The 13,737-nt window shown below is 72.6% G+C and carries 13 protein-coding genes; 5 read left to right on the top strand and 8 right to left on the bottom strand.

Annotated features, from left to right (window positions below):
- Positions 1–5: 5 nt before the first annotated feature.
- Positions 6–1,364, bottom strand: a complete 1,359-nt coding sequence (locus ACZ5K7_RS41570) for a glutamine synthetase family protein (protein WP_468922467.1) — start codon at positions 1,362–1,364, stop codon at positions 6–8.
- Positions 1,365–1,459: 95 nt separating this feature from the next.
- On the opposite strand from ACZ5K7_RS41570, the gene ACZ5K7_RS41565 reads away from it, so the two are divergent.
- Together ACZ5K7_RS41565 and ACZ5K7_RS41560 are read left to right on the top strand one after the other, a co-directional pair.
- Positions 1,460–2,194, top strand: coding sequence for a FadR/GntR family transcriptional regulator (locus ACZ5K7_RS41565; RefSeq protein WP_468922464.1), 735 nt, complete (start codon positions 1,460–1,462; stop codon positions 2,192–2,194).
- Between the two features lie 53 nt (positions 2,195–2,247).
- Positions 2,248–2,934: a gamma-glutamyl-gamma-aminobutyrate hydrolase family protein gene (locus tag ACZ5K7_RS41560; protein WP_468922461.1), complete on the top strand. Its 687-nt coding sequence runs from the start codon at positions 2,248–2,250 to the stop codon at positions 2,932–2,934.
- Here the strand turns inward: ACZ5K7_RS41560 and ACZ5K7_RS41555 are convergent.
- Positions 2,918–3,871, bottom strand: a complete 954-nt coding sequence (locus ACZ5K7_RS41555; RefSeq protein ID WP_351700399.1) for a phosphotransferase family protein — start codon at positions 3,869–3,871, stop codon at positions 2,918–2,920. The two genes, ACZ5K7_RS41560 and ACZ5K7_RS41555, sit on opposite strands and share 17 nt — an antisense overlap.
- A gap of 148 nt (positions 3,872–4,019) precedes the next feature.
- On the bottom strand, positions 4,020–4,958 hold the full coding sequence (locus ACZ5K7_RS41550) for a LysR family transcriptional regulator (protein WP_351700396.1): 939 nt from the start codon (positions 4,956–4,958) through the stop codon (positions 4,020–4,022).
- 70 nt (positions 4,959–5,028) lie between these two features.
- Here ACZ5K7_RS41550 and ACZ5K7_RS41545 point away from each other — a divergent pair, with 70 nt between their 5' ends.
- Positions 5,029–6,147 carry a TDT family transporter gene (locus ACZ5K7_RS41545; RefSeq protein WP_468922457.1) on the top strand — a complete coding sequence of 373 codons (1,119 nt, stop codon included), beginning with the start codon at positions 5,029–5,031 and terminating at the stop codon, positions 6,145–6,147.
- Here the strand turns inward: ACZ5K7_RS41545 and ACZ5K7_RS41540 are convergent.
- The 5 genes from ACZ5K7_RS41540 to ACZ5K7_RS41520 form a co-directional block, all read right to left on the bottom strand.
- Positions 6,059–6,775 (bottom strand): helical backbone metal receptor, encoded by a 717-nt coding sequence (locus tag ACZ5K7_RS41540; RefSeq protein ID WP_351700390.1) that lies wholly within the window; start codon positions 6,773–6,775, stop codon positions 6,059–6,061. The two genes, ACZ5K7_RS41545 and ACZ5K7_RS41540, sit on opposite strands and share 89 nt — an antisense overlap.
- Positions 6,775–7,344, bottom strand: coding sequence for a helix-turn-helix domain-containing protein (locus tag ACZ5K7_RS41535; protein ID WP_351700387.1), 570 nt, complete (start codon positions 7,342–7,344; stop codon positions 6,775–6,777). The genes ACZ5K7_RS41540 and ACZ5K7_RS41535 overlap by 1 nt, the downstream gene beginning before the upstream one ends.
- 151 nt (positions 7,345–7,495) lie before the next feature.
- Positions 7,496–8,473 carry a hypothetical protein gene (locus tag ACZ5K7_RS41530; RefSeq protein ID WP_468922453.1) on the bottom strand — a complete coding sequence of 326 codons (978 nt, stop codon included), beginning with the start codon at positions 8,471–8,473 and terminating at the stop codon, positions 7,496–7,498.
- 131 nt (positions 8,474–8,604) lie between these two features.
- A complete protein-coding gene (locus ACZ5K7_RS41525) occupies positions 8,605–10,392 on the bottom strand; it encodes an ABC transporter permease/substrate binding protein (protein ID WP_468922451.1) in 1,788 nt (595 codons plus the stop codon).
- The gene (locus ACZ5K7_RS41520; protein ID WP_351700378.1) at positions 10,385–11,458 is read right to left on the bottom strand and encodes a quaternary amine ABC transporter ATP-binding protein; all 1,074 of its coding nucleotides are present in this window, start codon (positions 11,456–11,458) and stop codon (positions 10,385–10,387) included. The genes ACZ5K7_RS41525 and ACZ5K7_RS41520 overlap by 8 nt, the downstream gene beginning before the upstream one ends.
- A gap of 217 nt (positions 11,459–11,675) precedes the next feature.
- Between ACZ5K7_RS41520 and ACZ5K7_RS41515 the strand changes: the two genes are divergently transcribed.
- Together ACZ5K7_RS41515 and ACZ5K7_RS41510 are read left to right on the top strand one after the other, a co-directional pair.
- Positions 11,676–12,605, top strand: a complete 930-nt coding sequence (locus ACZ5K7_RS41515) for a 5'-3' exonuclease (protein WP_468922604.1) — start codon at positions 11,676–11,678, stop codon at positions 12,603–12,605.
- 115 nt (positions 12,606–12,720) lie between these two features.
- Positions 12,721–13,569, top strand: a complete 849-nt coding sequence (locus tag ACZ5K7_RS41510) for a siderophore-interacting protein (protein WP_468922448.1) — start codon at positions 12,721–12,723, stop codon at positions 13,567–13,569.
- Positions 13,570–13,737: the final 168 nt, after the last annotated feature.

Genomic DNA, 13,737 nt, shown 5'->3' with positions numbered 1-13,737 from the left:
GTGCCTCACATGCGTTCGAAGGAGCGGCGCAGCTCCCAGTCGGTCACCGCGGCGTCGAAGGCGGCCAGCTCGACGCGGGCCATGTTGCGGTAGTGCGCGACGACCTCGTCGCCGAAGGCGGCCTGGGCGATGGGGCTGTTCTCCCAGAGTTCGGCGGCCTCCCGGAGCGTGGTCGGGACGTGCGCGAAGTCGGCGGTGTAGGCGTTGCCGGGGCAGGGCTCGGGGAGTTCGAGCTTCTGCTCGACGCCGTACAGTCCGGCCGCGACCAGTCCGGCGACGGCGAGGTGCGGGTTGACGTCGCCGCCGGGCAGCCGGTTCTCGAAGCGCAGCGAGCGGCCGTGGCCGACGACTCTCAGCGAGCAGGTGCGGTTGTCGTGGCCCCAGGCGACCGCGGTCGGGGCGAAGGAGCCCGGCTGGAACCGCTTGTAGCTGTTGATGTTGGGCGCGTAGAGGAGCGAGAAGTCTCGGAGGGCGGCGAGCTGTCCGGCGAGGAAGTGCCGCATGACCTCGGACATGCCGTCCTCGGCGGCGAAGACGTTGGCGCCGTCCGCGTCCGTCAGCGACAGGTGGATGTGGCAGGAGTTGCCCTCCCGCTCGTTGTACTTGGCCATGAAGGTGAGGGAGACGCCCTCCTGGGAGGCGATCTCCTTCGCCCCGGTCTTGTAGACGGCGTGCTGGTCGCAGGTGACCAGGGCCTCGTCGTAGCGGAAGGCGATCTCGTGCTGGCCGGGGTTGCACTCGCCCTTGGCGGACTCGACCGTCAGTCCCGCGCCGGCCATCTCGTTGCGGATCCGGCGCAGCAGCGGCTCGATCCGCCCGGTCCCCAGCACCGAGTAGTCGATGTTGTACTGGTTGGCCGGGGTCAGCCCGCGGTAGTTGGCGTCCCAGGCGGCCTCGTACGTGTCCTTGAACACGATGAACTCCAGCTCCGTACCGACCTGTGCGGTGTAGCCGAGTTCGGCGAGGCGCTCCAGCTGGCGGCGGAGGATCTGCCGGGGCGCGGCGACGACCGGGGAACCGTCGTTCCAGGCGAGGTCGGCGATGAGCATGGCGGTGCCCGCGTTCCAGGGCACCCGGCGGAGGGTGGCGAGGTCGGGGTGCATGGCGAAGTCGCCGTAGCCGCGGTCCCAGGAGGACATGGCGTAGCCCTCGACCGTGTTCATCTCGGTGTCGACGGCGAGCAGGTAGTTGCAGCCCTCGGTGCCGTGGCGCAGCACCTCGTCGAGGAAGAAGCGGGCGGCGAACCGCTTTCCCTGCAGGCGCCCTTGCATGTCGGGGAAGGCCAGGACGACAGTGTCGATCTCACCGCTCGCGACGAGGGTGTGCAGTTCCTCGACGCTGAGCGGGGGTGTGCGGTCTGCCACGGGAGGACTCCTTGGGCTTCATCGCGCTGCTGCGGCCGGGCCGGGAGCTCTAAGGTATTGCTGAGAACCATTGCTTGGGAAGGGGGTACGGCCATATGTCGCTGGATGCGGACGGCGCCCTCGACGACCCGTTGACGCCGGTGCTGCGACCGGTACGGGCGGGCAACGGCTTCGAGGAGGCGCTGGAGCAGATCCTCCAGGTCGTCCGGCTGGGCCTGGTTCCGGGCGGCGAGCGGCTGCCCGCCGAGCGGGAGCTCGCGGAGCGGCTGGGGATCAGCCGGGTGACGCTGCGCGAGGTGCTGAAGGTGCTCCAGGACCAGGGTCTGGTGGAGTCCCGGCGCGGACGGTACGGCGGCACGTTCGTGCTGCCGCGCGCCGACGCGGGCGGCGAGGACGAGCTGCGGCGCCGGGTCGCCGAGGTCGACATCGAGGACGTGCTGCGCTTCCGCGAGGTCCTCGAGGTGGGCGCGGCCGGGCTGTGCGCGGCGCACGGGCTGTCGGCGGACCAGGCGGTCCGCCTCCGCGACGCCCTGGCCCGTACCCACGAGGCACCGCTCGCGGACTACCGCCGCCTGGACACCCTCCTCCACCTCACGATCGCCGAACTGTGCGGCTCGCCGTCCCTGACCGCGCAGTACGCGGCGGTCCGGGCGACCGTCAACGACCTGCTCGACTGCATCCCGCTCCTGGTCCGCAACCTGGAGCACTCGCAGCGCCAGCACATCGCCCTGGTGGAGGCGGTCCTGGACGGGGACGCGGACGGCGCCCGGGAGATGATGCGGGAGCACTGCGCGGGGACGGCGGCTCTGCTGCGGGGCTTTCTGGCGTAACGGCCGGTCGCCGTGCCATAAAGGTGTGGAAGCACACCTTTGAAGGAGGGGTCATGGCCGGACGGCCGCTGATCGGCGTGAGCACATACCTGGAGGCCGGGGCGCGCTGGGGCGTCTGGGAGCTGGAGGCGGCCCTGCTGCCGGCCGGCTACCCACGGCTGGTCCAGCGGGCGGGCGGCCTGGCCGCGCTGCTGCCGCCGGACGACCCCGAGCACGCGGCGGCGACGGTGGCCCGCCTGGACGGCCTGGTGATCGCGGGCGGCCCGGACGTGGAGCCGGTCCGCTACGGCGCCGAACCCGACCCCCGCACCGGCCGTCCCGCCCGCGCCCGGGACACCTGGGAACTGGCCCTGATCGACGCGGCGCTGACGGCGGGCACGCCGCTGCTCGGGATCTGCCGGGGCATGCAGCTCCTGAACGTCGCCCTGGGCGGCACGCTCGTCCAGCACATAGACGGCCATGCCGAAGTGCCCGGCGTCTTCGGCAGCCACGAGGTGAAGCCCGTTCCCGGCACGCGGTACGCCGACACCGTCCCGGAGGAGACCGCCGTCCCCACCTTCCACCACCAGGCGGTGGACCGCCTGGGCACCGGCCTGCTGCCCTCGGCCCACGCGGCCGACGGCACGATCGAGGCGATCGAACTCCCCGCCGGCCACGGCTGGGTCCTCGGAGTGCAGTGGCACCCCGAGATGGGCGAGGACCTGCGGGTGATGCGGGCACTGGTCACAGCCGCGTCCTGAGCCAGGCCAGCGCCGCGTCGCCCTGCGCACGCTGGAACGGGCGCAGGGTGGGCAGTCCGGGCGGCGCGGGCCGCACCGAGTGCTCCAGGAAGTAGCCGGTCAGTGCGGCGAGGGCGGCTGTGACGGCGGCCGGGTCCGCGTCCCGGCCGAGCGGATGCGCGGTGAACACGTCCTGCGGGTCCGGGCCGCCCTGCGCCCGTACGCACGGCAGCATCACCAGCAGGTCGAACCAGGGGGCGGCCCGCACCGCGTGCGGCCAGTCGACGAAGACGACTCCCCCGTCGGCGGTCAGCAGCATGTTGTCGGCGCGCAGGTCGCCGTGGGCGAGCGTGTCGCCGGCGACGGAATCCCGCCAGGGCGCGGCGAGTCCGGCCAGCTCGGCGAGATGGGAGACGGTCCACGCGTCGAGGCGGTCGGCGACGCCGGCGGGGGCCTCGATCAGGCTGCGCCAGCCGTCGAAGGCGTCGCCGAGGTGCTCGGCGGCCGGCGGGGCGGCGAGGGGCGAAGGGGTGAGGGTACGGCCGAGGGCGGCGACGGCGTCGAGGACGCGGCGCAGTTCGTCCGGACGCCAGGGGATGCGGGGCTGACGGCCGTCGACCTCCTCGAAGACCAGGGCCACCCAGGTGCCGTCGTCGTAGCTGCCGAGGAGGCGGGGCGCGGGGACGGAGGCGGGGAGTGCGGCGGCGTTGCGGGCCTCGGCCCGGTGCAGGGCGGGGCTGTGCGGGTTGGAGTCGGCGCTCACCGCCTTGACGAAGGCGGTGCGGTGGGCGGCGGTACGGATCCGGGCGGCGACGCCCGGGGAGAAGCCGCCGGTCTGGGTGGTGGCATGGGTGACCGGGGCGCCGCCGAGCAGGTCGGCGACGGCGGTACGGACGGGGGCCGGAAGGGCTTCCCAGGGGGTACGGGTGCCTTCGGCGGGCGGGGCGGAGGTGGGCATGGGGCGATGGTGGAGGCCGTGGCATGGCTACCGCCAAGGATTTTCACGTCGGCCGGAGCGGCCCCTTCCTCGAACGTCGGACGAGCCGTGTTTTCAGACCGCTTGTCTTCAGGTGACCGAGCCGGGGTGGCCGGTGGGCCAAGGTCCCTCACCCCCGGGTCAGGGAAAGCAGCTCGCGGGCCGGGCCTGTGGGGCGGTGGCCCGTCGGCCAGACCGCTCGCAGGTCACGCCGTAGCGCGACGCCCTCCACCGGGATGCTCACCAGCCGCCGCATCGCCAGTTCCTCGCCCACCGCCAGTTCGCTCAGGACCGCCGGACCCGCGCCGCTGACCGCCGACGCCTTCACCGCCGTCGTCGACGACAGCTCGATCAGCGGGCGGGCCAGGCCGCCCAGCGCCGCGTCGAGGACCTGGCGGGTGCCGGAGCCGCGTTCACGGAGGATCAGGGGGGTCGCCGCCAGTTCCTCGGCCGCCAGCGGGCGCCGGCGGCGGGCCCACGGGTGCGCGGGGGCCGTCACCACGATCAGGCGGTCGTGGGCTATCACCGTCGAGTCCAGGCCCTGCGGAACCGTCAGCCCCTCCACGAAGCCCAGGTCCGCCTCGTCGGCGAGCAGCCGTTCGGCCACGGCCGCCGAGTTGCCCGCGAGCAGGGACACCGCGGTGTCGGGGCGCTGCGCGCGCAGCGCGAGCAGCCAGCCGGGCAGGAGGTACTCGGCGATGGTCATGCTCGCCGCGACCCGCAGCCGCGAGTCCCGTCGGTCCCGTAGTGCCTGCGCCCCCGCGTCGAAGGCCGCCGCCGCCTCCACCACCCGCCGCGCCCAGTCGGTCACCAGCGCCCCCGCGTCGGTGAGCCGCGAGCCGCGTGGTGAGCGGTCGACGAGGGCCACCCCCAGCTGCCGTTCCATCGACCGGATCCGGCTGCTGGCGGCCGGCTGGGTGATGCCGACCTCCCGGGCCGCCGCCCCGAGGCTGCCCAGCCGCGCCACCGCAAGGAGCAGCTCCAGCGCACCGAGATCCGGCACACGGTGCGCAAGTGTGCCGCCTGCCGCCCGATCCCCCGTCTCGCCCGCCTCGCCCGTCTTGCTCATAAGACCAGCTTATGCCCCCATAGACACGGACTCCCTGGTCGCGGTCCCGGGTCAGCGGGACGGTGGGTTCATGGTTACCGCAGTCCGGCATCTCGGCCCCAACTGGTACGCCTCCGTCATGGGCACCGCGGCCCTCGCCCTGGGCGGCGCCGCGCTCGGCGCCGACGGTCCGCGCGAGCTCTTCGTCGGCATCTGGGCACTGTCCCTGCTGCAACTCCTGGTCCTGCTGGTCGCCCGCGCCCTGCACTGGACCCACCACCGCGACCAGGCCCTCGCCCACCTCCGCGACCCGGCGGTCGCCCCCTTCTACGGCTGTCTCGCCATGGCCCTGCTCGCGGTCGGCGGCGGTGCGCTCGCCCTCGGGCAGGACTGGATCGGCGAGCCCGCGGCCGTCGCCCTCGACGCCGTGCTGTTCGTCGCCGGTACGGCCGTGGGGCTCGCGGCCGCCGTCGCCGTGCCGTACCTGCTGGCCGTACGGCACCGGGTCCAGCCCGCTCAGGCCACCCCGGTGTGGCTGCTACCGCTGGTCGCGCCCATGGTGTCGGCCGCGCTCGGGCCGCGGCTGGTCCCGTATCTGCCACCCGGACAGCCGCGCGAGACCCTGCTCTACGGCTGCTTCGCGCTCTTCGGGCTGAGCCTGCTGGCCACGCTGCTGATGCTGACGCTCGTCTTCGCCCGGCTGGTCACCGCCGGTCCGCTGCCCCTCGCCCTCACCCCCACGATCTTCCTGGTGCTGGGCCCGCTCGGGCAGTCCACGACGGCGGTCGGTGCCTTCGCGGACCTCGCTCCCGGTGTGGTGCCGGCCCCGTACGCCGCCGGTTTCGGCCTCCTCGCCGTGCTGTACGGCGTTCCGGTCATGGGGTTCGCGCTGCTGTGGCTGGCGCTGGCGGTCGCGCATGTGGTGCGGGCGCGGCGGCACGGCATGCGGTTCGCCATGACGTGGTGGGCCTTCACCTTCCCGGTGGGGACGTGCGTCACGGGCGCCGCCGCGCTGGGCCGGCACACCGGGCTCGCGGTGTACGACTGGCTGGCGGTGGGGCTGTACGCCCTCCTCGTGGCCGGCTGGCTCGCGGCCGCCGCCGGCACCGTACGCGGGCTGCTCAGCGGCGAGCTGCTCGCAGGGCCCCGTCCAGCACCCGTGGCGCCTCGGCCAGTGACGGCCCGTACCACGTCAGGTGCCGCCCGCTGACCAGTGCGCACGGCAGGCCGGGGAAGGCCTCCGGGCCGTCGCCTGCGGTGAAGCGGTAGGGCTCGTCCGGGAGGACGACCAGGCCGGGCCGCGCGTCGTTCAGTTCCGCGACCGGGACGCGGGGGTAGCGCTCGGGGTGGGCGGCGTACAGGTTCTCGATCCCGAGCCGCTTGAGGACATCCCCCGCGAAGGTGTCCCTGCCGAGGACCATCCACGGCCGCCGCCAGATCGGGACGACCGCGGTGGTACGAGGCTCGGGCACCGGCGTCGACCAGGCCTCCTCGGCCTCGTCCAGCCAGCGCGGACGGGTGCGCGCGCCGGACGCGGTCAGCACCCGGGCCAGCTCGCGGAAGGCCTGCGGTACCTCCCGCACCTCCGTGACCAGCACCTCCACGCCGGCCGCCCGCAGGGCGTCGAGGTCGGGGGCGCGGTTCTCCTCCTCGTTGGCGATCACCAGGTCGGGGGCGAGGGCGAGGATCCGGTCGATCCCCGGGTTCTTGGTACCGCCGACACGGGTGACGTCGAGGTCGGCCGGATGGGTGCACCAGTCGGTGGCACCGACGAGGACTTCGGGGAGCGTTTCCGCGACCGCCTCGGTGAGCGAGGGGACCAGGGAGACCACGCGCATCAGCGGGGGCGGTCCTGGACCGCCTCGATGTGCTCCGCCACCGCGACCACGATCACCCGGGTGTCCGGGACCGTCGCCCGCCAGCGGTGGCGGACTCCGCCGGTGAGGTAGAGGGTGTCGCCGCGGCCGAGGCGGTAGGCGCGGCCCTCGGCCTCGATCTCCACGGCACCGTCGGCGACGTACATCAACTCGTCGTTGCGGTGCTGGAATTCGCGGCCGGCGTCGTGGTCGCCGGTGAACTCCGAGGCGTGCAGTTGATGGTGGCCGCGCACCAGGGAGCGCACCTTGCGCGCGAAGTCCGGCTCGGTGGCGTCGGCGCGTACGACGTCCACGCTGCACGCCGGGTCGGCGGCGGCGAGGAGTTCGACGGCCGTGGTGCGCAGGGCGTCGGCGAGCTTCTCCAGGGAGGTGCGGCTGGGCCGGGCCCTGTCGTTCTCGATCTGGCTCAGGAAGGGCACCGACAGGCCGCTGCGTTCGGCCACGACGGCGAGGGTGAGCTCCAGCGCGCGACGGCGCCGCCGGACTGCCGCGCCCACCCGCACGGGCTGCTGGTCTTTGTGGTCGCCCATCGCTCCGGCTCCCTCCTTCGCTCGTCGTTCCGTCTTCCGGGTGCCCCGCTTCGGCCGGACCCCCGCTGTTGGGTTCTCTGCACCCTACGCATGTTCGGCAAACCGTTTCAGGCGGCCGTCACATCCCCGTCACGTCGGGTGAGCGCGACCCTCACAGTTCGCGCCAGTAGACGAGCTCGCCGGACTCGCCGGGCGCGGACTCCTCCTTCGGGATGAAGACGCTGACCAGGAGGGCCGGACGGCCGTCGGGGTCGGTGAGCAGCGTGGCCGACGGATTGGCGAAGGCGCCGCTGCCGCCGGGGGTGCGCAGGCCGAGCCGGTCGGCCCGGCCGGAGGCGGGGTCGTAGGCGTAGACCGACCAGCTGCCGAAGTCGTCACGCAGGCGCTGGCCCTCGATCAGGACGAGGGGGTGCCCCATCAGTTCAATGCGGGCGCGGTCCCCGATGTTCCCGGCGGTGCCCCAGGCCAGGAGTGCCAGGTCGAGGCGCTGATCGGGGCGGGCCCGCCAGAGGGTGAAGTCCCGCAGGGTGGCGCGGAGTTGGCGGTCGGTGGCGCAGCCGGCGCGGTAGTGGCCGGTCAGTTCCACGGTGTCGCCGTGGACCGCCGTGATGTCCGGGGTGCCCTCGGCGCAGCGGGACAGGGTGCGCGGCGCGTCGAACGCGCGGTCGGCCGCTCCGGTCAGCAGCGCGGTGAGGCTTGGGTAGTGCCGTAGCGCTATGTGGTTGGCCGGATCCTTTTCGTAGGCGAGGACCCATCCGCCGGTGCCGTCGGTGCGCAGGGAGGGCTGGCTGGTGCCCGGCCCGAAGTCGTGGCGGCGGGTCCAGGTGCGCAGGTCGGTGGAGGTGGCGACGGCCGTGTGGAAGCGGCCGTCGGCGAGAGTGGTGTGGTAGACGGCGAGGTAGCCGCCGCCGTACGACGCCGGTATCGGGGTGATGTCGGCGGTGTCCATGGTCCGGCCGGTGTCGTCCCGGGCGTCGAAGACCGCGCCGTCCGCCCGTGTCACGTCCCCGGCGAGCGCTTCGAACCGGGCGGTGGCGACCGAGGCCGGTTCCGGACTCGCCTGGGAGAACTGCGGCACGGTCACCGCGGCCGTCAGCAACAGCAGGAGGGGCAGAAGCCTGCGGATCACGGGCTGCTCACAGGAACGGGCGGGACCGGGGCGTCAGACAGTACGGTCCCCGGCCCCGCCCGAAGCAGCCCGAAGGAGGTGGGCTTCGCCACACCGACGGTGCGGCGTGGAGCGGCCCCCCTCCCCCTCGCTCACTTCGGGATCGGCGCCCATGTGTCGACGAGTCCCGGGTTGTGCTTCAGCCAGGCCCGGACCGCGTCCTGTTCCTTGCCCTGGCCGGCCTGCTGGATCGCGGCCTCCAGACCGGTGAGCTGTTGCTCCGTCATGGAGAAGTCCTTGAGCCACCTGCCGATCTCGGGGTTGGCCCCGGCGAAGCCCTTGCGGGACAGGGTGTGCACGCCGTCGCCGGAACCCCAGGCGCCCTGCGGGTCCTTCAGCTTCTTCAGGTCGTAGTCGCTGTAGGCCCAGTGCGGGGACCACAGGGTGACCAGGATCGGCTGCCGCTTGGCATAGGCCCGCTTGAGCTCGGCGAGCATGGCGGGCGTGGAGCCGTCGACGACCTGGTAGCCGCCGTCGAGTCCGTACGCCTTGAGGACCTTGGACTTGAGCAGGCCCATCATGCCGGCGCTGGGCTCGATGCCGACGATCTTCCCGCCGAACTCCGAGGCGTGGTTCTTCAGGTCGGCCAGGGAGTTCACGTCCTTCACGTACGACGGGACGGTCAGCTCCAGGGAGGTGGGGCCGTACCACGAGCCGAGGTCGTCGAGCTGCTTGCCGTACTTCTTCCAGTACTCGGCGTGCGTGGTGGGCAGCCAGGAGTCGGTCTCGAAGTCCAGCTGGCCGGTGGCGAGGCCGGTGTAGAGGGGGCCGGCCGCGTACTGGCTGGTGGTGACCTTGTATCCGCGTTCCTCCAGGAGTTCCTTCCAGAGGAAGGTGGAGGCGATGCCCTCGTCCCAGGGGATGTAGCCGATCTTGATCTCCTTGCCCTGGCCGATGTTCGTGGCGGAGGCCCGGGTGCCGTCGGACGAGGAGCCGAAGATGCCCAGACCGCTCGCGACCAGAGCGAGGACGACCACACCGACGACGGCTACGGCCGGGCGGGGGCGGTAGGTCCAGGGGGTGGGGCGGACCTTGGCGGCGGCGCGGCGGCCGAGCGGGGACAGCTGGGTGCCGAGCGCGCTGGTCATCCGGTCGAGGTAGATGGCGAGGACGACGATGCCGACGCCCGCCTCGAAGCCGAAGCCGATGTCGAGCTGGCCGATGGCCTCGTTGACGGCGCCGCCGAGGCCGCCGGTGCCGACCATGCCGGCGATGACGACCATCGACAGGCCCAGCATGATGACCTGGTTGACGCCGGCCATGATGGTCGGAAGCGCGAGCGGCAGCTGGACGCGCAGCAGGGTGTCGCGGGGTGTGGTGCCGAACGCCTCGGCGGCCTCGACCAGTTCGGCGTCCACCTGGCGGATGCCCAGCTCGGTCATGCGGACGCCGGGGGCCAGCGCGAAGATCAGGGTGGCGATCACTCCGGCGGCGGTGCCCAGGCCGAAGAAGAGGATCGCCGGGATGAGCAGGACCATCGACGGCATGGTCTGGAGCAGGTCCAGGACCGGTCGTACGGTCGCGCTGACCGCCCTGGAGCGGGCCGCCCAGATGCCCAGCGGTACCGAGATGACCAGCGCGATCACCGTGGCGACCAGGACCAGCGCCAGGGTGGACATCGCGCGGTCCCACAGGTCGAGGGAGTCCACGAGCGCGAAGCCGGCGAAGGCCAGGACGCCCGCGGTCAGTCCGCGCAGCCACCAGGCCAGGACCGCGAAGATGCCCGCCAGCAGCAGAGGTGCCGGGGCGGTGAGGACGCCGTCGATGCCGTCGTACATGCCCTCGACGACCGTACGGATCGCGTCGAAGAGCCAGGACATGTGCGCGACCAGCCAGTTCACACCGGAGTCGACCCAGTCGCCGAGATGCAGCCTAGGCACGGGCGGTCACCTTCCCTCCGCCGTCGCAGACGACGGGTTCGCCCGTGTCCTCCGCGAGGAATCCGACCAGACGCGCTCGCCGTACGACGCCCACGACAGCGTTGTCCCGGTCCAGGACGGCGACCGGGTGGGCCAACCGGGCGCTGAGGGCGCACAGTTCGGTGAACGGGGTGTCCGGGGTCGCGGTGGCGCAGCCGCAGTTCGCCTCGTCGCCGGCCACGTCGGTGTCCATGACGGCGGCGGTGGTCAGCACCCGGGAGCGGTCGACGTCCTGGGTGAAGGAGGCGACGTAGTCGTCGGCGGGGCGCAGCAGGATGTCCTCGGCGGTGCCGGTCTGGACGATGCGTCCGTCGCGCATCACCGCGATGCGGTCGCCCAGGCGCATGGCCTCGTTGAGGTCGTGGGTGATGAAGACGATCGTCTTCTTCAGCGTCTTCTGCAGTTCCAGCAGCTGGTCCTGCATGTCGCGGCGGATCAGCGGGTCCAGGGCGCTGAACGACTCGTCCATGAGGAGCAGGTCGGCGTCGGTGGCGAGGGCGCGGGCCAGGCCGACACGCTGCTGCATGCCGCCGGACAGCTCGTCGGGCCAGGAGTCCTCCCAGCCCGCCAGTCCGCACAGGGCGAGCGCCTCGTCGGCGCGGCGGACGCGCTCGGCGCGGGGCACGCCCTGCACGGCCAGGCCGTAGGCGGCGTTGTCGCGGACGCTGCGGTGCGGGAAGAGCGCGAAGTGCTGGAAGACCATGCTGATCTTCTTCGAGCGCAGCTCGCGCAGTTCGCGGTCGGTGAGCGCGGTGAGGTCCTGGCCGTCGAAGCTGACCTGTCCCGCGGTCGGTTCCAGCAGGCCGTTGAGCATGCGCAGCAGGGTGGACTTGCCGGAGCCGGACAGGCCCATCACGACGAATATCTCGCCGGGGTCGACCCGGAAGGAGGCGTCGATCACGGCGGCGGTGGTGCCGTCGGCGCGCAGCTCCTCCCGGTCGGCTCCGTGGCGGAGCCGCTCCACGGCGGTGTCGGGTCGTCTGCCGAAGACTTTGTACAGGTGCTCGGTCTCTAGCCTGGGTGACACGCGAACCTCTCTCGGGGGCGCCGACCCTTGCAAACGCGGGCCCCGGCGCCTCGGGGACATGGGACAGGAGCCGCCCCTGCCCTGGTCCGCGCAGGTCAAACGCACAAGTGGGCCAGGTCACGAGGTCTCCACAAGCCCCACCCCGGCACGGGGCCCCGTGACCGTCCGTGCCGTACGGCCGCGGAGCGCCCCGTCGCTGTCAGTGCCGTACGGCATGATGCGAGGCGTGACCGCACGACTGATGCTTCTCGACACCGCCTCGCTGTACTTCCGCGCCTACTTCGGCGTCCCGGACTCCGTGCGGGCGCCTGACAGCACGCCGGTGAACGCCGTGCGCGGGCTGCTGGACTTCATCGACCGGCTGGTCAAGGACCACCGTCCGGACCGGCTGGTGGCCTGCATGGACGCCGACTGGCGGCCGCAGTGGCGGGTCGACCTCATCCCCTCCTACAAGGCCCACCGGGTCGCCGAGGAGCACGCGACGGGACCCGACGAGGAGGAGGTGCCGGACACCCTCTCCCCGCAGGTGCCGGTCATCGAGGAGGTGCTGGACGCGCTCGGCATCGCCCGGGTCGGCGTCGCCGGCTACGAGGCGGACGACGTGATCGGCACGTTCACCGCCCGCGCCGACGGCCCGGTCGACATCGTCACCGGCGACCGTGACCTCTACCAGTTGGTGGACGACGGGCGCGGGGTGCGGGTGCTGTACCCGCTCAAGGGCGTCGGCACCCTGCAGATGACGGACGAGGCGTGGCTGCGCGAGAAGTACGGGGTGGACGGAGGCGGGTACGCGGATCTGGCGCTGCTGCGCGGCGACCCGAGCGACGGCCTGCCGGGGGTGCCGGGCATCGGTGAGAAGACGGCCGCCAAGCTGCTCGCCGAGTTCGGCGACCTGGCCGGGATCATGGCTGCCGTCGACGACCCGAAGGCCAGGCTCACCCCGTCGCAGCGCAAGCGGCTGGACGAGGCCCGGCCCTATGTGGCCGTGGCGCCGACGGTGGTCCGGGTCGCCGGGGACGTCCCGCTGCCGGACGTCGACACCACCCTGCCGAAGGCCCCGCGCGATCCCGACCGGCTGGACGCGCTGTCGGCGCGCTGGGGGCTGGGCGGCTCGCTGCACCGGCTGCTGCTGACACTCGGCGAGTGAGTGGCGGAGAATTGTTCTGGCAAAACACACTCATCAAGTGTTCATGGAAGAGGTGTTAACTACCAAGGAGATGCTAACTTAGGTAAACCTAAGCGATGGAGTACGGAGGTCGGTCATGGCAGAGCGCCCGGGACGTAAGCCGCGCAAGCCCCATTCCGCCCAGGTGGTGCGCACCGAGCGGTTGACCCCGCACATGCAGCGCGTCGTTCTCGGCGGTGAAGGACTGGCCGGCTTCGCCGCGGACACCTGCACCGATCATTACGTGAAGCTCCTCTTCGGACCGGAAGGCGTCACTTATCCGGAGCCCTTCGACGTGGAGCGGATCCGCGCCGAGTTCCCCCGCGAGCACTGGCCGGTGACCCGGACCTACACGGTGCGTTCCTGGGACGCCGAACACCGTGAGCTGAGCCTGGACTTCGTCGTGCACGGTGACGAGGGCCTGGCGGGCCCCTGGGCGTGCCGCGTCCAGCCCGGCGAGACCGTGCGTTTCATGGGACCCGGTGGCGCCTACGCCCCGGCCGTGGACGCCGACTGGCATCTCCTCGCCGGCGACGAGAGCGCGCTGCCCGCGATCGCCCGCTCCCTGGAGTCCCTGCCCGCCGGGGCGAAGACCTTCGCCTTCATCGAGATCTCCGGCCCCGAGGAGGAGCAGAAGATCGACTCCGACGTGGAGGTCGTCTGGCTGCACCGGGGCGCGCGGCCCGTCGGCGAGGCCCTGGTCGAGGCCGTACGGGGGCTGGAGTTCCCGGAGGGCCGGGTGCACGCCTTCGTCCACGGCGAGGCGAGCTTCGTGAAGGACCTGCGGGCCCTGCTGCGCGTCGAGCGCCAGATCCCGCGCGAGGACCTGTCGATCTCCGGCTACTGGCGCCTCGGCCACAACGAGGACGGCTGGCAGGCCTCCAAGCGTGACTGGAACGCCCGTATCGAGGCGGAGCAGGAGAGCGGCGGGGCGGCCGCCGCCTGAGGCCGCGGGGCCACGAGGCCCCACGGCCGGTCGAGCCGTGCGACACGGGACCGGGGGGGGGGGAGGGGGGGGGGGGGGGGGGGGGTGGGGGGGCACCCACCGGCGGGTATTGGGTGTATCCGGTGACGTCAGCCCCACCAACACCCATAACGCCCCCCGGCCGCCACC

The organism is Streptomyces sp. NPDC031497 (genome assembly GCF_055580905.1).
The sequence above is the reverse complement of the archived record's forward strand: the minus strand, read 5'-3'. Positions and strand labels throughout refer to the sequence as shown.

Coding starts and splice junctions, on each gene's coding strand:
- ACZ5K7_RS41560 (WP_468922461.1), top strand. CDS start 2,248: ATGGCCGGACGGCCGCTGATCGGCGTGAGCACATACCTGGAGGCCGGG.
- ACZ5K7_RS41515 (WP_468922604.1), top strand. CDS start 11,676: ATGCGAGGCGTGACCGCACGACTGATGCTTCTCGACACCGCCTCGCTG.
- ACZ5K7_RS41545 (WP_468922457.1), top strand. CDS start 5,029: ATGGTTACCGCAGTCCGGCATCTCGGCCCCAACTGGTACGCCTCCGTC.
- ACZ5K7_RS41555 (WP_351700399.1), bottom strand. CDS start 3,871: ATGCCCACCTCCGCCCCGCCCGCCGAAGGCACCCGTACCCCCTGGGAA.
- ACZ5K7_RS41535 (WP_351700387.1), bottom strand. CDS start 7,344: ATGGGCGACCACAAAGACCAGCAGCCCGTGCGGGTGGGCGCGGCAGTC.
- ACZ5K7_RS41510 (WP_468922448.1), top strand. CDS start 12,721: ATGGCAGAGCGCCCGGGACGTAAGCCGCGCAAGCCCCATTCCGCCCAG.
- ACZ5K7_RS41540 (WP_351700390.1), bottom strand. CDS start 6,775: ATGCGCGTGGTCTCCCTGGTCCCCTCGCTCACCGAGGCGGTCGCGGAA.
- ACZ5K7_RS41550 (WP_351700396.1), bottom strand. CDS start 4,958: ATGAGCAAGACGGGCGAGGCGGGCGAGACGGGGGATCGGGCGGCAGGC.
- ACZ5K7_RS41565 (WP_468922464.1), top strand. CDS start 1,460: ATGTCGCTGGATGCGGACGGCGCCCTCGACGACCCGTTGACGCCGGTG.